Origin of the sequence: Elusimicrobium sp. (genome assembly GCA_015062115.1) — a bacterium.
Lineage (GTDB): Bacteria > Elusimicrobiota > Elusimicrobia > Elusimicrobiales > Elusimicrobiaceae > Avelusimicrobium.
The window spans coordinates 127,306-149,817 of record SUVG01000005.1; the positions used below are offsets into that span (position 1 = coordinate 127,306).

General features: G+C 44.9%; 19 protein-coding genes and 1 tRNA gene. 15 read left to right on the forward strand and 5 right to left on the reverse strand.

Going from position 1 to position 22,512, the window contains the following annotated elements; translation table 11 throughout:
* Positions 1-34 precede the first annotated feature (34 nt).
* From E7027_05075 to E7027_05090, 4 genes are all read left to right on the forward strand, one after another.
* Entirely contained in the window at positions 35-1,243 is a 1,209-nt protein-coding gene (locus E7027_05075; GenBank protein ID MBE6421484.1) for a pyridoxal phosphate-dependent aminotransferase, read from the forward strand.
* Positions 1,244-1,245: 2 nt separating this feature from the next.
* Positions 1,246-2,862 (forward strand): phosphoenolpyruvate carboxykinase (ATP), encoded by a 1,617-nt coding sequence (gene pckA, locus E7027_05080; protein ID MBE6421485.1) that lies wholly within the window; start codon positions 1,246-1,248, stop codon positions 2,860-2,862.
* Positions 2,863-2,986: 124 nt separating this feature from the next.
* Positions 2,987-3,244 (forward strand): hypothetical protein, encoded by a 258-nt coding sequence (locus tag E7027_05085; protein ID MBE6421486.1) that lies wholly within the window; start codon positions 2,987-2,989, stop codon positions 3,242-3,244.
* A 99-nt stretch (positions 3,245-3,343) separates the two neighbouring features.
* Positions 3,344-4,738 carry a PTS sugar transporter subunit IIC gene (locus E7027_05090; GenBank protein ID MBE6421487.1) on the forward strand — a complete coding sequence of 465 codons (1,395 nt, stop codon included), beginning with the start codon at positions 3,344-3,346 and terminating at the stop codon, positions 4,736-4,738.
* Positions 4,739-4,793: 55 nt separating this feature from the next.
* Here E7027_05090 and E7027_05095 read toward each other — a convergent pair whose 3' ends face one another.
* On the reverse strand, positions 4,794-5,612 hold the full coding sequence (locus E7027_05095; GenBank protein MBE6421488.1) for a radical SAM protein: 819 nt from the start codon (positions 5,610-5,612) through the stop codon (positions 4,794-4,796).
* 63 nt (positions 5,613-5,675) lie between these two features.
* Between E7027_05095 and E7027_05100 the strand changes: the two genes are divergently transcribed.
* The 3 genes from E7027_05100 (at position 5,676) to E7027_05110 (ending at position 7,766) form a co-directional block, all read left to right on the forward strand.
* On the forward strand, positions 5,676-6,089 hold the full coding sequence (locus E7027_05100) for a sel1 repeat family protein (protein ID MBE6421489.1): 414 nt from the start codon (positions 5,676-5,678) through the stop codon (positions 6,087-6,089).
* 119 nt (positions 6,090-6,208) lie between these two features.
* On the forward strand, positions 6,209-6,991 hold the full coding sequence (locus E7027_05105) for a hypothetical protein (GenBank protein ID MBE6421490.1): 783 nt from the start codon (positions 6,209-6,211) through the stop codon (positions 6,989-6,991).
* Between the two features lie 22 nt (positions 6,992-7,013).
* Complete coding sequence (locus E7027_05110; protein MBE6421491.1) at positions 7,014-7,766, forward strand: hypothetical protein; 753 nt, start codon at positions 7,014-7,016, stop codon at positions 7,764-7,766.
* 14 nt (positions 7,767-7,780) lie between these two features.
* On the opposite strand, the gene E7027_05115 is transcribed toward E7027_05110, so the two are convergent.
* Positions 7,781-9,019: a competence/damage-inducible protein A gene (locus E7027_05115; protein ID MBE6421492.1), complete on the reverse strand. Its 1,239-nt coding sequence runs from the start codon at positions 9,017-9,019 to the stop codon at positions 7,781-7,783.
* A 156-nt stretch (positions 9,020-9,175) separates the two neighbouring features.
* Here E7027_05115 and E7027_05120 point away from each other — a divergent pair, with 156 nt between their 5' ends.
* The 5 genes from E7027_05120 (at position 9,176) to E7027_05140 (ending at position 16,906) form a co-directional block, all read left to right on the forward strand.
* Positions 9,176-10,489 (forward strand): Na+/H+ antiporter NhaC family protein, encoded by a 1,314-nt coding sequence (locus tag E7027_05120; GenBank protein MBE6421493.1) that lies wholly within the window; start codon positions 9,176-9,178, stop codon positions 10,487-10,489.
* Between the two features lie 63 nt (positions 10,490-10,552).
* Positions 10,553-10,627: transfer RNA gene (locus E7027_05125), tRNA-Arg, on the forward strand.
* 237 nt (positions 10,628-10,864) lie between these two features.
* Positions 10,865-11,641 carry a hypothetical protein gene (locus E7027_05130; GenBank protein ID MBE6421494.1) on the forward strand — a complete coding sequence of 259 codons (777 nt, stop codon included), beginning with the start codon at positions 10,865-10,867 and terminating at the stop codon, positions 11,639-11,641.
* Between the two features lie 58 nt (positions 11,642-11,699).
* On the forward strand, positions 11,700-16,112 hold the full coding sequence (locus E7027_05135) for a hypothetical protein (GenBank protein ID MBE6421495.1): 4,413 nt from the start codon (positions 11,700-11,702) through the stop codon (positions 16,110-16,112).
* The gene (locus tag E7027_05140) at positions 16,109-16,906 is read left to right on the forward strand and encodes a hypothetical protein (protein ID MBE6421496.1); all 798 of its coding nucleotides are present in this window, start codon (positions 16,109-16,111) and stop codon (positions 16,904-16,906) included. Before E7027_05135 ends, E7027_05140 begins: the two co-directional genes overlap by 4 nt.
* A gap of 43 nt (positions 16,907-16,949) precedes the next feature.
* Here E7027_05140 and E7027_05145 read toward each other — a convergent pair whose 3' ends face one another.
* Positions 16,950-17,573: a chloramphenicol acetyltransferase gene (locus E7027_05145; protein MBE6421497.1), complete on the reverse strand. Its 624-nt coding sequence runs from the start codon at positions 17,571-17,573 to the stop codon at positions 16,950-16,952.
* Positions 17,574-17,662: 89 nt separating this feature from the next.
* Between E7027_05145 and E7027_05150 the strand changes: the two genes are divergently transcribed.
* Positions 17,663-18,097: a GNAT family N-acetyltransferase gene (locus E7027_05150; GenBank protein ID MBE6421498.1), complete on the forward strand. Its 435-nt coding sequence runs from the start codon at positions 17,663-17,665 to the stop codon at positions 18,095-18,097.
* 61 nt (positions 18,098-18,158) lie between these two features.
* Here the strand turns inward: E7027_05150 and E7027_05155 are convergent, their stop codons facing one another.
* On the reverse strand, positions 18,159-19,400 hold the full coding sequence (locus E7027_05155; GenBank protein MBE6421499.1) for a heavy metal-associated domain-containing protein: 1,242 nt from the start codon (positions 19,398-19,400) through the stop codon (positions 18,159-18,161).
* An 11-nt stretch (positions 19,401-19,411) separates the two neighbouring features.
* Positions 19,412-19,867, reverse strand: a complete 456-nt coding sequence (locus E7027_05160; protein ID MBE6421500.1) for a MarR family transcriptional regulator — start codon at positions 19,865-19,867, stop codon at positions 19,412-19,414.
* 903 nt (positions 19,868-20,770) lie between these two features.
* Between E7027_05160 and E7027_05165 the strand changes: the two genes are divergently transcribed.
* Positions 20,771-21,895 (forward strand): hypothetical protein, encoded by a 1,125-nt coding sequence (locus E7027_05165; GenBank protein MBE6421501.1) that lies wholly within the window; start codon positions 20,771-20,773, stop codon positions 21,893-21,895.
* On the forward strand, positions 21,892-22,458 hold the full coding sequence (locus E7027_05170) for a hypothetical protein (GenBank protein ID MBE6421502.1): 567 nt from the start codon (positions 21,892-21,894) through the stop codon (positions 22,456-22,458). The genes E7027_05165 and E7027_05170 overlap by 4 nt, the downstream gene beginning before the upstream one ends.
* Positions 22,459-22,512: the final 54 nt, after the last annotated feature.

Below are 22,512 nucleotides of genomic sequence, written 5' to 3' on the forward strand. Positions count from 1 at the left end.
AAATTAAATGTTACAATGAGCGTAGAGGGAAAAAATGTCTATTTCACTTAGTAACCGCGCCGAACGAATCGGTGATTCGCCTACTCTTAAAATCAATGCCAAGGCTCGTGCGTTAAAAGCAGCCGGGCAACCTGTTATTCATTTGGGAGGGGGAGAACCCACCTATCCGGCTCCGCAAGCGGCTGTAGATGCCATTATCCAAAAAGCACAGAGCCGTAAAATCAAATACTCGCCTTCTTCCGGTACGCCCGAATTGAAACAAGCCGTTTTGGCTTATACCGAAAAACAATACGGTCGCCGCTTTGAGCCGGCCCAGGTATTGGTATCGGCGGGAGCGAAGCAAGCCCTTTTTAATTTTTTGTTGGCGGTTGTGAACCCGGGAGACGAAGTGGTTTTTGCCGCTCCTTATTGGGTAAGTTATCCGGAAATGGTTCGCTTGGCGGAAGGAACCCCGGTGATTGTCCGTCCGGCAAGCGGTTTGTTGGCTACGGCCGAAGAAATTTTAGATGCTATAACGCCTAAAACCAAGGCTATTTTATTAAACAGTCCCTGCAATCCTTCCGGGCAGATTTACCCGGAAAGCACCATTAAGGCGGTGGTGGAATACGCTGAGAAAAATAATATTTTCTTGGTAATGGACGATATCTACCACCAACTCGTTTTTGAAGGAAACACCGTTCCCAATCCGTGTGCTTACGCGCATGAGGGGAAAAATTTGGTCATCATAAACGGAGTTTCCAAATTATACGGACTTACCGGTCTGCGTATCGGGTGGGCTGTCTCGGCCCATACGGAACTGATAGCGGCCATGGGCCGTATGCAGGCGCAAAGCACGTCCTGCAATAGCGATTTATCCGAAGTTGCCGCCGCGGCAGCCCTCTTGGGCGACCAGGCTTGCATTTTGGATTTACGAAGGATATTGGAAGATAACCGCAACGCCCTTTTGGCGGAACTTGCTAAAATTCCGCATGTAAAAGTGGAAAAACCGGCGGGGACTTTTTATTCTTTCGCAGATTTTAGCCATTACAATGCCGATTCCGAAGCACTCGCGCAGTACTTGTTGGAAAAAGCATTGGTGGCCGTTGTGCCCGGAAAGGCGTTTGGAGCCGATGGGTACTTGCGCATCAGTTATTGTGCGGATAAAGCCTCCATTGTGGAAGGCGTACGCCGTATTCGCTGGGCGCTTGATGAGTCCGCTCCCAACGAAATACAAATCGGGGATAAATTACTTACGAGGGATTAATTATGAAAACAGTAAACGCAACACCGGATTTTTTTAAACCGGATTTTGGATTGGAAAATGCTGGATTGAAAACGGAAAAAACCATTTATTGGAACTATTCCACTCCGGCCTTGTACCAAGAAGCTTTGAACCGTGAGGAAGGAAATGTCGTATATGGCGGCCCTCTGTGCGTCAGCACCGGTAAACACACCGGCCGCAGCCCCAACGATCGCTATTTCGTGGAAACCAAAGATGTTGAAGGCAAACTTTTCTATTGCAAAAGCAACAAAGGGATTAAAGCCGAATACTTTGATAAAATTTTCGCTAAAGTACAAGAATATGTGAAAGATAAAGATTTGTTCGTGCGTGATGCTTATGTAGGTTCCAGTGAAGCCTCCCGCTTGAAAGTGCGCGCCATTACCGAATGCGCCTGGAGCAACCTGTTTGTAAAAAATATGTTCATCGAACCCAAACAGGAAGAACTTAAATCTTTCGTACCGGAATTTACCTTGGTATGCTTGCCCAAAATGAAAGTGGATCCGGCCACGGACGGTACCGTTTCCGAAACCGCTATTTTGATTAACTTTGAAAAGAAAATCGTGCTCGTTATCGGTTCCGAATACGGCGGCGAAAACAAAAAAGCCTTGTTCACTATCATGAACTTCCTCTTGCCGCAAAAAGGCATTATGACCATGCACTGCTCTGCCAACGTGGGCGATAAACAAGACAGTGCCATCTTCTTCGGTCTTTCCGGCACCGGTAAAACCACCTTGTCTGCTGATATTACCCGCGGGCTCATCGGCGACGATGAACACGGTTGGGATGCCGACGGTATCTTCAACTTTGAAGGCGGCTGCTATGCTAAAGTAATCCGCTTGAACCAAGAAGCCGAACCGCAAATTTTCTCCACCACCCAACGTTTCGGTACGGTGCTCGAAAACGTAGTATTTGACCCTCAAACCGGCAAACTCGACTTGGACGACGATACCTTGACCGAAAACACCCGCGCCTGCTATCCGCTTAACTTTATTGATAACGCCGTGGAAAGCAAACGCGCCACTCACCCCAAAAACATCATTTTCTTAACCTGTGATGCTTTCGGTGTGATGCCGCCCATTTCCAAACTCAGCGCCGACCAAGCCCTCTACCACTTCATCAGCGGCTACACCGCCAAAGTGGCCGGTACGGAAAAAGGCGTAAAAGAACCTTCCAGCACGTTCTCTACCTGTTTCGGCGGGCCGTTCATGCCCTTGCACCCTTCCGTGTATGCCGAACTCTTGAAAAAGAAAATTCAAGAACACAATGTGGACTGCTGGCTCGTAAACACGGGCTGGATCGGTGGCCCCTATGGCGTAGGCAACCGCATCAGCATTAAATATACCCGTGCTCTCTTAAATGCCGCCTTGGAAGGCAAATTGGCGAAAGTGGATTTCATTACCGACCCGGTATTCGGTTTCCAAATTCCCACTTCCTGCGACGGCGTGCCGGCTGAAATTTTGAATCCGATTAACTCTTGGGAAAACAAGGAAGAATATATGGTAAAATATGAAGCCTTGGCCAAGTCTTTTATCGAAAACTTCAAAAAATACGAAGACGGCTGTTCCAAGGAAGTTTTGGCTGCTGCGCCCAAAGTGAAATAACTTTGCGCCGGTCGGAATTTTTACGCGGAGCCCTATTTTTGGGAAAACCCCTTACAATAGGGCTCCAAATATACTAAAATTTAAGAAACACTTACAATTTATATACAACAGGAGAATTACAACTATGGCTAAAGCTAATGCAAAATTTATGGCCCCTTTAACCCCCAGCGCCGAACTCGCGGCCGTGGTAGGCTCTGCTGCCTTGCCCCGCACCGAAGTCGTCAAAAAAATGTGGGATTACATTAAGAAAAACGGCTTGCAAGATGCCAAAAACAAACGCATGATCAACTCTGATGCCAAATTGGCCCCTATCTTTGAAGGCAAAAAACAAATCAGCATGTTTGACATGAGCAAATACCTTTCTAAACATTTGTCCAAATAGTTTGGGTATTAAAAACCCCGCTTCGGCGGGGTTTTTTTATGTTACAATAACAGAGAAGTCTATATTTTCTCATCAATTTTACGGAAGGGGTTTTTTATTATGCCGGTAAATTTGGAAGCCATGTATAACGATATTTTAGCCGCGGCGGGCGGGGTTGAAAATATTGTGAGTTTGGGTTGTTGTATGACCCGTTTTCGCTTTACGGTAAAAGATGAGGCCTTGGTAAAAGTAGAGGCCTTGCGCAAAGTGCCCGATGTGGCCGGATATTTTTATTCGGGGGTACAACATCAGTTAATTGTGGGGCCTTCCACCGCCACAAAATTAGTAGCCTATTTTAATGCCCGCCACTCTTTCCAACCGTTAGAACAAAAAGAAGGGGCGGAAGCCGTGCAAATATCGCCGGAAGACCGCGCCCGCCGCGCCAAAGTGGCCGTTCGCCGCAAATACTCCGGACGGGTAAGCCAAATTTGCGCGCGTATCGGGAATATTTTTCTGCCGCTTATCCCGGCGTATATCGGGTGCGGGCTTTTGCTGGGAATCAGTAACATTTTATCCAAAACCCTCTTGGCAAACGACCCGAATACCGCCGCTCTTTTTAATGTGTTCGGTAGCGGTATTTTCTTCTACTTAAATGCAGTGGTCGGCTACAATGCCAATAAAGAATTTGGCGGAACGCCCGCCTTGGGTGTGGCGTTTGCCGGTATTTTGAATATGCCTGCCCTTTCCCAAATCACCTTGTTCGGCTCTTCTTTAATGCCCGGCAAGGGCGGGGTGTTGGCTGTTCTGTTGGTATGTTGGGCCGGCAGTTGGTTTGAAAAACAACTGCGTAACCGTGTAAAAGGAAGTGCGGAAATGTTTTTAACGCCTACTTTAACGGTGCTTGTGGTGGGCTTTATTTCGCTTTTGGCAATTCAACCCGTTGCCGGTTGGTTAAGTGAAAAACTGGCCGAATATACCCAAGTTGCTTTGAAAAACGGCGGTTTGTTGACGGGAGCCGTGTTGGGGGGAAGTTTCTTGCCTCTCGTGATGATGGGGATTCACCAAAGTTTAGTGCCGATTCATCAACAACTGGTTGATTCCTTGGGCTCTAATCCGCTTTTTCCCATTTTATGTATGGCGGGAGCGGGGCAAGTGGGGGCAGGATTAGCCGTGCTTTTCAAAACGAAAAATGCCCGCTTCAAAACCCTTATCAAAAATGCACTTCCCATTGGTCTTATGGGAATCGGCGAGCCGCTTATTTACGGCGTAACCTTGCCTCTTTTCAGGCCGTTTATTGGGGCTTGTTTGGGGGCTGCGTTCGGCGGAGCTGTAGTGGCTTTGGCGCAGGTAACATCTTCCGTTCCGTTTGGTGTATCGGGCCTGGTTCTTTTGCTTGTGTTAAGCAATGTAAAAAGCGTGTTGTTTTACTTGTTGGGATATGCCGTAGCAATGTTGGCCGGGTTTATCATCACTTGGAAGTTAGGATTTGATGATATCCCTGCGGGTAAAAAATAATTTTTGTTACACATACAAATACCCCGTCTTGAGACGGGGTATTTTTCTTTTTAAGTTAAGGCATAAAAGGCTGATTCTTTTGGAAACAAATATCCGGCTCTATCTGCTGTTTTTGGCAAACTTCTTTTATTTTTTGGGCCAAATTATCCCAATAGGCTGTTTTTTCTTCCAAATAAATATCGCAATAAACGGGTAAGTATTGCGGATAATTTTTTTCCACAAACGAAATCACTTTTTTCTGGTATCCGGGCCGCATATTCAGGCTGTCGAAAGCATAGCGGTTGGTAAACGGCCGCGTGAGATGTATGATTTTTTCCCAATCGGTAATTTCGGGAAAAATCGGAGCAATCATCACAGCGGTGGGGATATTGTTTTCATGCAATACTCGCAACGCGTTTATACGCTCTTGTAACGAGGGGGCCCCGGGTTCGGCCAGTTGGCGGAAAGTTTCGTCTGCCGTGGAAAAAGAAAAACACACTTCCGCTTTCCACATTTCCTTTAATAAATCCATATCGCGCAGCACTAACGGAGATTTGGTGTAAATGCACACTTCGGCCTGGGCAAAGCGAAGTTGCGTTAAAATGTTGCGGGTTAATCTAAATTGTTCTTCGTAGCGATTGTACGGGTCGGTAACGGAAGATAGCATTACCCGCGTATGAAAAAGTTTTGCCGGGTGCGTGGGGGCAGGGCACTCTTTTACATCTAAAAAATCGCCCCACTCTTCCGCATGTCCGCTCAACTTGCGCATATATTCCGCATAGCAATAGACGCACTTATGCGGACAACCGACATAGGGATTGATGGTATAATCAAAACCCGGAATTTTAGATTTTAACAGGAGTGTTTTAACAGTAGTGGTTCCTAGGGTAGTCATAAGTTTTTCTCGCTGGATAAATTACTTTACAATAGTGTACAATATCAGAAACGGGAGGGGAATATGTCGCTCGCCTGGAATCAAACACTCCAAAAACTAAAAGAAGTTTTTAATTTTTCTGCCCGACGGGAAGCCCTGTACCGCCAATGGGAAACATTGGCCGAACAAGGCAGTAAAGAAGCCCGCTATAAACTTTCTTCTTTATATCCGCAGGAAAAGAAATACTATCCCTTGGCTTTTAAGTGGACTCTTTCCCTGGCCAAGCACGGCGGAGATGCCGGGGTGATGTTGCAAGCGGCACAAATGTATCGCTTGGGGCATGGAGTGGAAACAGATGAGGCGCAGGCTCTATTGTGGTTGGAGCGTACCCTTTCGTTACATATCCTGCAAGGGAAAAAATCTCCGTTATCCAGGCAAAAAGTCAACTCTGTTGAACGGGAAATACAATACCTTCGAAACAAAATCGGTTGGAAATAACTTTTCATAAAGGTCTCTTTTTAGAGACCTTTTCTTTTTAACTAATCCTTTTCTTCCCTGCGAAAAAAGAATTTTCTTTCCTACACTACCAGTATTAAGCAGGGGGGATTATGGGGAAAATGCGAGAGAAAACAAAGCCGCTCCAACCGAACTGTAACGGTTGTAAAGAAAGCGAAGAATTGATTTGCCGCTATAATGCGCGAGTGTTTGATCCGTGTGTGTATTTGTGTGTATGCTATTGCGGGGAAAATTTTAAGCGCACTTGGGTGCCGGACGAGGCCCTGGGGGAGTGCCGTTTTGCGCTTGATTATCACATTACCGGATTGGAAGAAACGGTACAAATGCGGGAAGATGTTTCCCAATGGGCGGGGCAGGTGGGGGGATTGCAGGAAGCCGAACCTTCCCGTCGGGTAGATATTCTAAATGTTCAAATGCGTATCAAAACAGAAAAAGATTCCATGGGATCTGGTCAACAGGCGGAAGTGGAAAGTGAGGAAGTTCCGCTTGTGCGAGAGGACGGAGCAGAAGTCCGTGTGTTATGCGGGCGCTGGAAGGATAAAGTCGGGCCGTTGGAAGGGCTTTTAGCACCCGAAACTTCTTTTTTAGATATTACATTGCTACCGGGGGCGGGAGAGTCTTTCCCGTTGCGGCCCCAAAATAATTCTTGGATATATGTATTTGGCGGAAAGGGAACCTTCGGGCGAACCGGAAGAAAAAAATTCGGCCGCCGTACTTTTTTGCATATCAACGGTAGCGAAGCATATGTCTCCACCCGGTGCGAAGGGGTAAGGTTTTTGTTATTTTCCGCCCCGCGTACGGAAAAAGAACTGAAAAACTGTACCAACGGGCGTGCACATATTTGTAAGGCAACGGGTATTGATTTCGGGAATAAAAAAGAATAGAGTAAAAAAAAGGGGGAACGGTATGAAAAAATATACATGGATTGTGTTGTTTTTAATGTTTTGTTTTCCGTCTTGGGGACAAATTCAAAAAACTTACCATTATGGGGTAATCCCTACGGAAAACATTACCACCTTTGAGGTAAACCCTTCCATTACCACCATAGACGATAGCAAAGGCATTTCCACCAGCCAAATGACCTTAAAAGCCTATCGGGTAATTAACGAAGAATATAACTGGGGGATAGAAGTTCCGTTAGCGCGTTTTGAATCGCCTGAAAAATCGGTCAGCGGGTTAGGTGATACGGCGGTCAATGCTACTTGGTTCCAACCCAATAACAACGACCGCTTGGCCTTTGGCGCCAAAATGGAATTTTTCCTTCCCACGGCAACGGATAAACGGCTTGGGAGCGGAAAATTTCAAGCCAGTCCTTCCGTTTATGCGGTATTGTTTTTGCCGGAAAATATGTACGCTGCGGTGGGGTATAAGCACTATGTGTCGTTGTTTGGAGACCATGCCCGTGAGGATATCAACTTCGGGCGTATCCGCTTAAATATCGGCTACACTTCACCCGACGAGTGGTGGGTGCTGACAAACCTTTATTATTACATGGATTTCGAACATAGCGGTAAAGCCGAGTTTGTGCCGGAAGTGGAAGTGGGTACTTTGGTTAACGACGGGGTAGCCTTTTACATTAACGGCAGTACACACGCCGCCGGAAATTGGGACAGTAAAGATTGGAGTTTAGGGGTAGGATTCAAACTTTTGTATCTGTAATAAAAAGCCCGCTGTTAAGCGGGCTTTTCTATTTCTTCCAAAAGCATTTGCAGGGCGGCCAGGGAAGCGCGTGCGATATTGCGCTCTCTCGTGCGGGAGAATAAAAACTTTTTGGCTATGGTTCCCCGCGGGCCCGCTACGCTAATCCATACCGTCCCGACAGGTTTTTCTTCAGTGCCGCCGTCCGGCCCTGCAATCCCCGTAGTGGAAACCGCCCATTGGGCTCCCGTTAAATGTTTCACCCCTTCTGCCATTTGGCGGGCAACCGGCTCGCTGACGGCTCCATAAGTTTGCAAATTTTCTTTGGAAACTTGCAATGCCTGTTCTTTTACTTCGTTTGCATAAGCCACCACACCGCCCAAAAAGTAAGCGGACGCCCCCGGTACAGAGGTAATCATTTTGGCGATATTTCCCCCGGTGCAACTTTCGGCACAGGCCACCGAAACCCCTGCTTGTTTGAGGCGTTTGGCAAAAGTTTCTTGCGGGCTTGCCTCGAGGGTGGTTTCTTCGTTTGCCAAATGGGAAACGGATTTTTTTAACCGGGCAAAAAAAGCGTCCAACTGTTCAGCATTAGTGCCCGTGGCCGTCAAGCGCAGACGGATAAACCCGGGAGACGGTAAATAGGCCAGTGAAATGCCGTCGGGAAGGCTGTTTTCAAAAGTTGCTAACTGCATGGCCAGTTCCGCTTCGGGGATATTATATACCGTCAGCATACAGTATCGCAGTAAACCTTGTTGAAATTTGGCCTTTAGACGGGGGAGTACTTGCGTCGGGAACAAGTGTTCCGTTTCAAACGGTACCCCGGGGAGAGAGACTAGCACTTTGTCTTCCTCTTCAAACCACATACCGCACGCCGTTCCCTTTAGATTTCTTAACGGTAAGCAACTTTTAGGCAGAACGGCTTGGGTTTTATTATAGGCGTTTAACCGTTCGGGTTGGGCGGCAAACATTTCTTCCAGCCACGCATATACCTGCGGTTGAAATGTCAGTTCGGTATGGAAAAACTCCGCCAAGGCCGTTTTGGTAATATCGTCTTTGGTGGGGCCCAGTCCGCCCGTTACAAAAACCGCCCGACTGTTGTTCCAGGCTTCCTTCAATGCACGCAAAATATCAGGTTTCTTATCGGAAACGGAGCGGATTTCCACCGTTTCCATGCCGATAAGCGTTAATTCTTTTGCGATAAATCGGGAGTTGGTGTCCAAAATTTGGCCGAGTAAAATTTCGTCGCCGATAGTAATAATGGTTGCTTTCATAAAAAGAGACCTCTCTTGCCGATATTCTAGCACTTTTGAGCCCCGGTAGGCAGAAGGAAGGTAAAAATTATATAATATTATTATATTTCCACCGTTTTTTTGCCTTTATCGGCCCGCCTCTCAGGCGGTTTATTTTTGCCCGGTGGCAGGAGTATTATGAAGAAAGAAACCATTGTCCCCAATCCGTTGGCGCTTGTGCCGCTTGCGGTATTTTTAATTTCTTATGTAGCCGTTTCGCTGGCGGCGGGTGATTTTTATAAAATGCCCATTACCGTGGCGTTTGTGTTGTCCTCGGTAGTAGCCGTGATGATGAGCAAAGGCGGCAGTTTGCATAACCGCATAGAACTTTTCTGTAAAGGGGCCGCAAACAGCAACATCATGCTGATGGTTGTTATCTTTGTGCTGGCAGGGGCATTTGCTCAAACGGCCAAGGCCATGGGCGCGGTGGACGCTACCGTTAATTTGACGCTGTCTGTTTTGCCGAGCAATGTACTCGCGGCCGGGGTATTTTTGGCCGCTTGCGTGATTTCGGTTTCCGTCGGTACTTCGGTGGGTACGATAGTCGCTTTGACCCCTGTGGCGGTTGGCCTTGCGCAAGAAACGGGGCTTAGTTTGGCTCTCATGGCTGCCGTGGTAGTCAGCGGTGCCATGTTTGGCGATAACCTTTCCTTTATTTCCGACACCACCATTGTGGCAACCCGTACGCAAGGGTGTAAAATGGCCGATAAATTCCGTACTAATTTTTTAATCGTAATGCCGTTTGCGTTGTTGACGACCATTTTGTATATTTTTGCGGGTAGCGGAGCCCACAACACCTTTACGCACGGTGCGATTTCTTGGATAAAAGTACTTCCGTATGTGGCAGTACTGACGGCCGCGGTGGCGGGCGTAAATGTAATGGTGGTTTTGCTGGGCGGCACCGTGTTGTGCGGGGTTATCGGCTTGCTGACGGGCGCTTTTGATGTGTGGGGGTGGACGACTTCCATGGGCGCCGGTATTAACAGTATGGGCGAACTGATTATCGTTACCTTGCTTGCCGGCGGTATGCTGGAAATGATTCGCTACAATGGCGGGCTTGCCTGGATTATTGAAAAAACAACCGCACACATTTCCGGCCGCAAAGGGGCGGAACTGAGTATTGCCGGGGTGGTCAGTTTTGCCAACTTATGTACCGCCAACAATACGATTGCCCTTATTATGGCGGGCCCGATAGCCAAAGAAATTGCCCAAAAATACAATATTGCGCCCAATCGTTCGGCCAGTTTGTTGGATATTTTTTCCTGCTTTGTGCAGGGTATGATTCCTTATGGGGCCCAACTTTTAATGGCTGCCAGTTTGTCCGGGGTTTCTCCCGTACATATTATGAAATATCTATACTATCCGTATTTGCTGGGTATCGGGACGTTAATAGCCATTTGGCTCGGTTTTCCTCGTAAATACACGAAGCCTGCCGAAGCACCCGCCTCGTAGTGCATGGGTTCTTTGCGCGTGGTTTTATTTTTGATAAAATAAAAGAAATACTACCTGATTTGCGCGCTCGTAGTTCAATGGATAGAGCGTCAGCCTCCGAAGCTGGAAATGTGGGTTCGACTCCCGCCGAGCGCACCATATTAAAACACGCGAAAGCGTGTTTTTTTATGCGCGAGGGACGGGCAAACTGCTTGAAATAAACTTTTTTATTCGCTATACTAATAGTGACTAGCAAAGGAGCGCGAGGGGCCTGCCCTCACAACATGCGGCTTTTGCTAGTTCTTTTATGTCTGTCCCTTCCCAAACAATTCTTCTGTCAAAAAATTTTGTTTTCTCCTCTTCACGCGCGCGTACGAAAAAAGATATAATAATATCATGGATTATTTTATTTCCAAAAATAACTTTCCGTCTATTAAAACCTTTCTCTTTTTCCTGGGAGCGGGGGTTTTGTTGTGTGGGGGAGTATTTTATGTGTATCCTTGGGTTATCGGGCACGCGGCAGATTTGGCTTTCGGGCATTTTTCCATACCGCTCTTTTTGGCCCGCCACCCCGTTGTATACGGGTTGGTAGAAGGCGTGACGCGCCTAGTATATGTATTTTTGTCCATAGCCAGTTTAGATGTGTTCTTGCTTGTTTTCCTCTACCGTGTATTGGACGAGTTGGTTACCAAACAAGGGGTTGTGGGTGGGTTGTTGGCAGTTACCGGCAGAGCGCTTAAACCGCTTCTTTTGGGGCAATTGTTGCTAGGCGGAGTGTTATGCCTGTTTTTGGGTTGGATACCGTCTTTTTCCAGCCTTACTTTACTGCCCGTTTTCTTTTCCGCTTCTTTAAGTGTTTGTTTTTTTACGGCGTGCTGGGTTGTTTCTACTCTCGTGTTCGGCACGGCCTTTGCCGTAACGGAAGAGGGAAAAGCGGCTTTACTGCAAACGCGGAAACTGCTGAAAACCCATTGGCTTTTTTGGAGTTTCTTTTTTCTGGCCGTTGTATCGGCCGGTTTTTTGCCGGCGGTCGTTTTCTTAAAAATGGGCGTATCCGGCGGAATTTTTCTATCCGTTTTTTATTTGATTTTCGGTATGTTTAACCAATTGCTGGTGTGGAGTGTTTTTTTAAGTTGGCTTTTCCGTAACCCGGAGATTTTAGCGGTTGACTGACTTGCTTTTTGTGAGGAAAACATTATCCTATCTTAATAGCGAAAAAGAGACGAAATCTATGAAAATAAAACAAATCCTTGTTCTGCTTTTTTTATTTGTATGTTCCCCGATGCTTGCCGTGTCGCAGGAATTGTCGGCGTTGGAACAATCTATTTCCGCCGCGGCGGAAAAGGCCATGCAAAACCAAAATGATGAAACCTTGGTTCAGTTGGGTTACAAAATGGCCAAAGAAAAATGCCCCTACGACCCCTTTGAGTGTACGCGCGATATCATATTCAAAGCCGAGTACGAAGCAGGTGGCGATATTTTGCAAGCCTTTGTGTGCGACGAAAAAGAAAATGGCGTGTGCTTGACTGCCTTGGCTTTTGCGCGCGGCGGGATTCGTTATGCGTTGGAGCAAACTTACTGGAAAGGTAAACCCATTAAAGAGGTGGGGAGCGTGGTTTCGGCTTTGGTAACGGAATATGGGGTACAATCGGAAAAAGATGCCGAAATGGCTACTAAGTATTTTTATGATTTATTAAAAGATGCTCATAAAGATTGCGATTCCGGTTTCTCCATAGATTACGGCTCCGCGGCGCACCGGGCTGACCAACGCCAAGCGCGGGAACGCAAATCGAATAACTGTGCTTCCGAGGTGGCGGGCCTGTCCGCTATTGCCATGTTGGCCCAAAACGCAACGGAAAAAAATGAGGCCGCCGATAAAATTTATGACTTATTGGAAGATACTTATTCTTCCTCTGCCGCGGGCATTGTAATTCCCGGTTGTATATCGGCGTTGGCCGTTTTGGATACGCAGAAGTCCTTTTCTTTAATTGAAAAATTTTTATTGGACGAAACGATCCCCACCACCGCGGGAGATGTGTTGCACTCCGTTTCTCTTTCCGGGGTGGCCCGGGGGGCGCTACGCGGTGTAAATAACTTGCGCGGGGGGGATTCCCGTTACTTAAACCGTATCAACGAAAGTTTCCAATACTTGGATAAAGATGAAGCACGCCGACAAGGCCATAAATCGATGGAAGCCTACCAAGCCCAATATCCGCAAGGAAACTTGTTGGAAGATGTCGGCTATATGTTAGGAGAACTCAGTAAAGAAAACCCGCGTGCGCAGGCCTTATCCAAAAAAATTATAAATAAAGCAAACGAGTATGCCATAGAAGATACCCATGCCGCCGGAAGAATTCATTACCCGGTTGTGTTAGGTATTATGAGCGGACTACGCAAACACGGAAATACTTTTATCTATCTTCCCAAACCCGAACTGTTAAACCTTTTTTACAAAGGAGATTGGTGGGATATTAACGAAGGAACCCAGCGGCGTGTACATTATGTGGCCCAACAATTTGCCAAACAACGCGGTTATACTTGGAAGGAACCGGCCAAAGACCCGGAAAAGCACGAGCGATATGTGTATAATGCTCGCTTGTTAAATATGGGAGAAGTGGGGGATATGGTTGTATCCGCTGTGTCGATGGGTGCCTTGGTAGTTAGTTTGCCTGCTATGGCAAAAGGATTGGCCGGGTGTGTGCGCGCGCTTACTTCTCGTACTACTTGGATGAAGGGCGGTAAGCAATTATTAGATTTACAACGAAAAGTTCGCCAACGGGTTGCTAGCCCTTCCGTGCGCGGCGCGCGAGCCTCGTCTGCGCGTCCGTCTTCTGCCTCTGCAGGGGTTTCTTCCAAAACGACCGTTCCGGCTACAAAGGCCGCTTCCACAACGGGTAACGGTGCACCCCGCGTTGCCGCTACGCCCAAACAGAAGGTAAAAACTCCTGCCGCTAAACCGTCTTCCGCTGCAAAACCTGCCGCTTCTACTAAACCGACGAGCGGTAATGCTAAACCTGCGGCGGCTACTGCAGCCGAAAAAACCTCGGCAGCACCTACGCGTGCCCAAATTGAAAGCGAACTTACGGGGCCGTTAAGTGAACGCGTGCAAACCGCTCAAGTGAAGGCCAGTAGTTATGCGGAACGCTCTTTAATGCCTAAAGCCACCGGTAAGCAAACGGGGCATTATGTGGCTCGTTCGGATAATTTGGTGTATGTGGAATCGCACCCGACTGACCCGACCAAGGCCGTGTTCTATTACGCTGACGATATGGGTTCGGTGGTAAGCCCGAAGGAAGTTCCCATGGCACAATACGATGCGTTAATGAGTTCCATGAGTGCAGCCGAAAAGAATATGTTTGCCCGCGGTCAAAGTGTGTACAGCGATGTAATTGCTACTGCTCGTACAACCCGTGAGTACGACCGCTTGGACGATTTGGCCCGTCAAATTAAAAATTTACGCACCAAGCGTAATGATATTATTAAAGCCCGCCCGCATGTGGCCGATGACCCGGCTCATTTTGCCCAGATTCGCAAAATAGATAGCGAATTGGCAGCCTTACAAAAAGAAGCCAGCCGTACGATAAAAGATATGTCTAAAAACGGTATGGGTAACGAACGGACCTTGGCTCAAATGTTTGAATATGAATTGGAAACTTTTACCGCCACGGCTAAGCCGCGTGCTTCCACTTTAAGTTATGCAAACAGAGGCGGACTTATGCCCAAGGCCAGCGGTAAACCGACTGGAGAATTTAAGCCGCTTCCCGATAATTTGGTGTATGTGGAATCTCACCCCACCGATCCGACCAAAGCCGTTTTCTACTACGCAGACGATATGGGCAAAGCCGTAACCCCGAAGGAAGTTCCCATGGCTCAATATGATGCTATGATGAGTTCCATGAGCGCGGCCGAAAAGAATATGCTGGCCCGCGCAGGTGATTTGTATGCCGATGTGATTGGTACGGCCCGCCAAGAAAAAGAATTTACCCGTCTGAACGATTTGGCCCGTCAGATTAAAGGGTTGCGTAGCCAACGTGCCGATATTATCCGTGCTAAAGCGCATGTGGCGGACGACCCTGCGCACTTTGCCCAAATTCGTCAGATTGACAATCAAATCTCGGCTTTAACACAAGAGGCTACTCGTACGATAAAAGATATGTCTAAAAACGGTATGGGTAACGAACGGACCTTGGCTCAAATGTTTGAATATGAATTGGAAACTTTTACCGCCACGGCTAAGCCGCGTGCTTCCACTTTAAGTTATGCAAACAGAGGCGGTTTGATGCCTAAGGCCAGTGGTAAACCGACTGGGGAATTTAAGCCGTTGCCTGATAACTTGGTGTATATGGAATCTCACCCGACCGACCCGACCAAAGCCGTTTTCTACTACGCAGACGATATGGGCAAAGCCGTAACCCCGAAGGAAGTTCCCATGACGCGTTATCACGAACTGATGGGATCTATGAGTGCGGCTGAGAAAAATATGTTGGCCCGCGCGGGTGATTTGTATGCCGATGTAATTGGTACGGCCCGCAAAGAAAAAGAATTTGCCCGTTTGGACCAAATGGCCGAGCAATTAAATACCTTAAGAGCCCAACGCCAACAAATTGCTTCTTCTCCCAATACCTATGTGTGGGGCGAAGGGGATAATTTTGCTCGGATTCGCCAAATAGATCAACAGATTGCGCAACTGGAAGGTCAAAGCAATATGCTGATTCGGGACATGGCTTCCAATAAATTGGGGACGGAAAGTTCACTGAGAAGTTATTTCCAAATGAACTTGAAAACACCCACCCCAACCCGCACTGCGGCGGCGCGTCCGCAACGGTGGAAATATAACGACCGCTCCCTCATGCCCGATGTACCCAAAAATGCACAGGAAACGGGCCTGTTTGAATTGCGATCGGACGGGCTTGTGTATATGGAACGCCACCCCACAGACCCCACCAAGGCCCTTTTCTATTATGCCGATGATGCCGGGAAGGTTTCCCCAAAAGAATTACCGATGAAGGAATATGTCGGCTTTATGGACGATTTGACCATGCCCCAAAAAGCCAATTTGCAACACGCCGCACAAGTGTATGGCCAGGAAATTTCCGCGGCTCGTGTAAATGTCGAATACAACCGTTTGGACGCGCTTGGAAAACAACTGGGAAAATTGCGGCAGTACGAGGCATACTTGCGCAGTAAAAGCGTGGGTTCAGCCGATGACTTCAAAAAGATTAAAGAAGTACAAAAACAAATTTCTTCCCTGGAAACCGAAGCGCGCCTGACCGTGCGTGAAATGGTAGATAATAAAATGGGGACTGAAAAAACCCTGATGCAAATACTGCAATATGCGCAGGAAACGGAAGTTGCCGCAACAGCAGTCCCGCGTGCGGCAGTTACTATTTCTTCCAATGCGGAAAAAGCCCACGAACAACTGGCTTCTATCGCTAAACAAATAGGGAAATTGGAGAAAAAACGCATTTCCTTGGCACAAAAACCTTTCAGCCAAGCTATTGCCAAAGAAATTCGGGAAATCGACGACCAAATTCGCTTGTTAAGTGCGGACGGAAGCAGTGTCATTTCGCAAATGGTAAAGCAGGATATGGGAAATCAAAGAACTTTGGAATTTTTATTTAAAGAGTGGAAGGAAGCAGTATGAGCCGTTTTGTGGGAATAGTTTTGTTTGTAAGTTTGTTTTGTCTTACCGGGGTGGCAAATGCACAGGAAAATTGGACTCCGGAACAACTGGAGCGTATGGTGGCCGCCCGTGCCATTTGGGAAAAGCAACAAAAGATAGTGGATATAGTTATTGGCAAGAATACCGCTGCGTTGGAGGAGGAACTTAAAAAAGGGTATTCTCCCAATTCATATATTTCGGGGAGTAGCCTTTTGGCCTATGCGATAGATTTTCACCGTTGGGATATGGTGTTACTCCTGTTGCGATACGGCGCTGATATCCATGCCCCTGCTGAGAAGAGGGAAACTGCTTTTTCTAATCTGTTTTTCTTGCAAATAACCTTGGAATCTGCTTTGGGACGATTGCGGAGAGACTATTATTTTTATCAGTGTTTATCAGTTGCTACACACTATGGGAGAGAGTTGAAGGTGACTCCTAAACGGGGAAGTAATTTTTGGAACGCTTCTTCCAAGGCGTTATCGGCCCGTTATACCTGGGAGTTGGTTTCCCAGAAAAAAGTGCCCGTGGTGTGGGCGGCGGCTTTTACCAATAATATCGATTTACTCCTTGCTCTTAATTTACAAGGAGCGGATAAGCCTTACTCCCCAACGGAGAAATTGTTTAGTTTGGTGAAGGAAGACCCACAAGGTTCTTTCCCTTTCCTTCCCGCGGGGCAACAGACGACCCCTTCCTATTGGGTGAAAAAATGGGCGGCTAATGCCGAACACGCTTCCTACCAATCGGCCGATTACGAAAAAGTTCTCCAATCCTTCTAATAAATATCCCCCTGTGAAAGGGGGATATTTATTAGAAGAAAAGTTATTTCAATCTATCGATTTCTTGCTGTAGATTTTCCAAAAAACGGCCTGCGTGTGCCCCGTCCATTTGTGTGTGATGAAATTGAAAAGATATGGGTAGTGTATAGCGGAACCATTTTTTGCGGTATTTTCCCCAAATAAGAAACGGGTTGTTAAATATACCGCTATTCATGCCTACCGCTCCGTCAATTTCCGTATCCACAATGGCAGAGGTGCCGATAACCATGCAGTCTGCCGATAAGTCGCGGTCTTGGCAGGTTTGGGCTACTTGGGCAGTGTGGGTAAGGTATTCTTGATTAAAGGCATCTAAATCGGGGACAAAGAGAATATCACAGGAACTTACCTCGCCCGTTTTATTTTTCACAATCGTATTTACGGCAAGGGAGTCGTACTTTATCAGTTTTTCGCCGACGGGCAGAAGGAAAAACTCCTTCACTTGCGCGGCCGCTCGCCCGATGCAAAAGTCCAGCAACATATTCAGTTTTAGGCCCTTATTCTTGCTGATTTTAATTAAGTTGGTTATGTCGAGCGTTTTGAAAAAAGTGACCATCGGGTTAGGGGCTTTTAACCATAATTTGTACGCCATAGCGCGGGGGGTATCTTGCGGGTTTACTTCTTTCGGCATAGAGGGCTCCTGAAGTTAAAAATGATGAAATTTAATTATATATTTTTATGTGAGGATAAACAAAAAACCACCTCTCGGTGGTTTTTATAATGGTGCGCCCAAATTCTGCTCGATACCACGACGAGCCAGTCCTTATTCGATCCCATATTTCTTATACAAAAACTACTGAACAGGATATTCAGTTAGGCCATAGTTATGTATATTTGCATGATAAGCAAATAGTAGGCACTTTCTTTTTCAATTTCGGCAAAGATATTGAACCCACCTATGCTGTCATTGAAAACGGAACATGGGAAAATGACCACCCATATGGAGTTATACATCGCTTAGCGGGAGACGGCTCTGTAAAAGGGATAGGGACATATTGCATCAACTGGTGCTATGAACAATGCCACCACCTACGGGTAGACACCCATCCGGATAACCAAGTTATGCAACGGCTACTGATAAAACTGGGCTTTACGCGTTGCGGCATTATCCACGTAGTACAAGATAATATGCCACGCATTACTTTTGAAAAATAAACGCCCACAGAATTCTCTATAGTATTCCAAATATATATGTTATGCCGGGTAGAAGGCAGGTTTAAAATCTTCCTTTAAATTTAAAACCTATCGCTTCTACGGAAGATTTTATTTCTTCGTCTGTAGGATTCCCTTCGACATATGCAAATCCGGTACTTAAATCCACCGTTACTTGTTTAACGGAATTCAAATTGCTGATTACCCTAGCTACATTGCTTTTACAATGGTTACAAGTCATTCCGTCAATTTTAAACTTAATAGCTCTGTGTTGCGTGCCTGGCACATTTTTTTTCTTCTTAAGAAACATCGTGTTGATGAAAAGCATAAGCAATATAATAGAACAAAGCACTTTAAAATAGTAAAAACTTCCGTGGTGATGCACTGTTATGGCGAAATTGGATACATCGAACCAACTGGCAGGCAGGAAATTGTCTATAAATAGTCCCGAGGCAATAGCCCCAATAATAAGTGTTGTTAGATAAAGCAGAAATGTTTTTCTGCCCAAAACCTTAGCTATTACCAACATGGAGGCAATATTGGCTGCCGGTCCTGCCATAAGTAATACAAGTGCTGTGCCAGGGCTCATGCCTTTCATCATTAAAGCGATAGCTATCGGAATAGAGCCGGTAGCACAAACATACATAGGGATGGATACCGCCAGTACAAGAAACATGGTCAAAATCGTATTGTTACCAAAGAGCGTAAAAAAATTATCCGGCACAAAATAAGTTATTAAACCCGCAATTATTAAACCGAGTAAAAGCATTTTGCCGATATCTTCCATCATTTCCACATAACCGTATTGGAATATCATTTTTAATTTTCGCGTAAGAGAAACTTCTACCCGTTCTTTGTGATCCGTTTGTGCAATAGTTGCTAATGCCCTTTCATGGGAAGAAAAAGCATTGGCTGTCAATCCCGCAAAAACAGCAGTAAAACAGGCCACTATCGGGCGAATAACAGCAAAGGGAAGCCCTAGCAGAGAATATGTGGCAATAATGGAATCTATTCCTGTTTGGGGAGTAGCTATTAAAAAGGCAATTGTCGATCCCTTTGATGCCCCTTCTTTATACATTGCCATGGCAGTAGGAATTACCCCACAGGAACATAACGGTAGCGGAATTCCAAATAGCGTGGCATACAGAACGGATGTCCACTGATTTTTGGATAAATATTTTGAAAACCATTGCTGCGGCACAAGCACATGCAAAATCCCAGCAAATAAAAAACCAAGTAACAAATAAGGGGACATCGTATTAAATATTGAAAAAATAACAGTTACTACTTCTTTTATAAACTCCATTTCTTTCTCTCCTATTGTTTTTTAATCTGTTGTTTAACGTGGGCAATATATTTTTTGATAAAATTTATCCCATTTTCTAATTCTTCTTTATTAAATTGTTTTAGAAATTTAGCATCTTGCTTATGACACATTCTATGCAAATGTTCATGTGCCACATATATGTCCTTTCCTAATGTTGTTAGACGATAATAAATTTCTTTTTTATTATTTTGGTTTGTGTAAATTTTCACAGCACCTTTGGTAATCAGTTTCCTGATTAAACGGCTTATACCTCCGCGGGTAAGATGCAGGGCGTAGGCCAATTTTGTTACATTGGGGTTTTCTATTTTTCCAATGCAATCTATACAGTGCATCTCGTTGACGGTAAAATTCTTAAGCGTTCCGTCTTGATTTTTAAATTCCATATCCATATCCGAAGCAATAGATAGGAGAGATTGTATCAGTGCATCAAACTCTTTACATGTCATAATATTTTTGTTTCCTTATCAACAATATATAATAATTTTGTTTCTGTATCAACAAAAAGAGAGGTTTTTTCTGCCAAAAGCATGTAGAAAGGACACTATAATCTTCGAATTTGATTCTATTTTTTGTTTGGCTATCAATGGAAATATAGTGTCCAAACTCTGTCCATTCTCCGTATAGCTTATTTGCTTAATCTTGCTTATTTGGCCTAAGGATATGGCAGAAAAATTTTCTGCCATTTTTCTGCCGAGCGTTTGTATAGTTCCGGCTACATAAGATGACGTATTTGACACAGATATTCACGTCGAAGAAAGGCAAGAAAAAACCCGCTCTCGACGGAGAACGGGTATATTTTAAGACGTGCGCCCAACAAGCGGCGAAGTACCGACGATATAGTGTCCAAAACTCTGTCCTTGCTCCTTATACAATATCTTGCTCTTTTTGCTTATTATAGACCGAGATTTTTCAGTTCGATTTTCCTTAGTGCAAAGATTTAAGCAATGTAGATTTGCGCCATCTGCCCCACAAATTCAAAAAAGGGCAAATGCGAGAAACCCATGGGATTGGGCCTGAAAACCCGTTTGTGGGCCAATTTTGGGGCTTGTTTAACGATTCTTTCTCTTATTCACGGTAGAAATACTGGATCTCTGTGGCATAAAGCAGAACTCACTCAGGGATGTTTCCAGTTTACAGGTAGCTTTGTTGCTTTTTCTTGCCATTTTTGTCTCCTGGAAGTATAAGCATTTGCGTCATATACATTCACGCTTCTTATAGGGAGAGAAGTCAAGTTAATTAAGGCGGTGGGTTTTTATTTTATAAGCCAATTCTGTGATTTTTTAGAGAGGGTTTCAAATGTGCTACAATGGAAAAAGAAAAGAATTTATATTATTGTAGTAAGATAAAACATGTCTATTTCTAGTAATCAACTAAAAGTATTAATACATTCTTATAAAACTCACTTTGCCCAATATGAACAATTGATTGTTGAGCAACCTGTGAAATATGGTTTACTAGCAAAGATTAAACAAAAAGGTAAAGTAGCAATTGGATTACAAGGGTACCAGGACAAAAAAAGGGCCAAGGAATTAGAGCAGTTAATCAAAATGCTACATGATGAGTCTAAAAAAATTACCGAGTATTATATTGATGGAATTAAGCGTTCTCTAGAAAAATTAAAAAAACAGCAAGCTAAATCCATCAAAGAACCGATTAAATATTTTCTATCTTGCTTAAAAAAAATTTATCAGAAAAACAAAAAAAATTCTTACAAAATTTTTGAGAAAATAAATGTTTCTCCCCAAATGCAACAAAAGTTTCAAGAAATGAGCGAGATGTTTCAAGAAATGGCCCAAATAGACATGTCAAAAAAAGAAATTGCCGGGAATACAGCTATAATCGGTACCTTAGGCACTCTTACAGCCGCAAGCGTTCCTGCGGCAGTAACTGCAACCATTGGTGCTGTAGCCACGGCATCCACGGGAACTGCTATTTCTTCACTATCTGGAGCTGCTGCAACCAATGCAAATATAGATTGGTTAGGGGGAGGAAGCATTGCCAGTGGCGGTGGTGGAGTTGCTTTAGGATCGGCAGTATTGGGTGGGATTCAAATAGGAGCCACCGGAGGAATTGCTTTATTAGCAACTGGGTTGTTCATTTCAAGTTATTATTCTAATCAGTTAACCAAATCCACAAAGCGTGCAGCAGAAATTGTTACACAAATAAAAAGTATTGAAGCACATTGGCCATTATTGGAAGGACAGATTGCTAGGATTAAAGAACTGATAGACGTAACAAGCAAATTATTCACTTGTGCCCAAAAAAATGTAGATATCCTTCAAATAAACATATTAAATTTCAATATTGAAAATAAAAAAGACGTCGAGATTTTTCAGAAAACTGCAATTTTAGTTAAGGCACTAATTGATATTATTCAAATTCCTTTATTTGATAAAAACGGGGCTTTGTCCGTTAATGGAACTGATATCTTAAAAGCCTCGTACAAAGTAATAGAGAATAACAAATTGATATGAAAAAGAAAATTAAAGATATCCTCTTTCAAGAATTGTTAAAACAAGCAGGGCGACGTATAAGAACATATTTAAAAGTCAATAAAAAAACAACCCCAGCAAAGAGTTTGTCTATCTCTGATTCTGAATTCGAAAATGGAGATGCTTTCGTTGCCCAACTTAAAAAAGACTTAGCATTAGAATCAATCCGTATTACTTCAGACAACATTGGTGGATTTTTGCTTAATTTGATTACGCAAATGGAGAGGGTTCAGCAATTCTGTGCTGTTCAGCAACTCAAACGTAACCGAATTAATGCGCAATGCAAAACATGTATCAAACGCATCGATGCGGCGAAGGAGATAGTGTTGCTGTATTTAAATCAAACGTTTGATGAACGACGAGAAAATTTCGAACAATTATTTTCTCTAGCTGATAAAGCCCTTCTGCATACCAATTCGGAAAAATTAATTCTTATTTTGGAGAAAATCAAGCAATTAGCCGATTCAAGCCCCTTCAAAGATTTACAATCTGTTCTCAATACCCAACAAGCGTTAAAAGACAAGGATCATGAATGGGATTTTTGACTCTTTTTAAGAAAATACGTTTGGGTCCTCTTTGTCTAGCCACTTTCTCTCTCA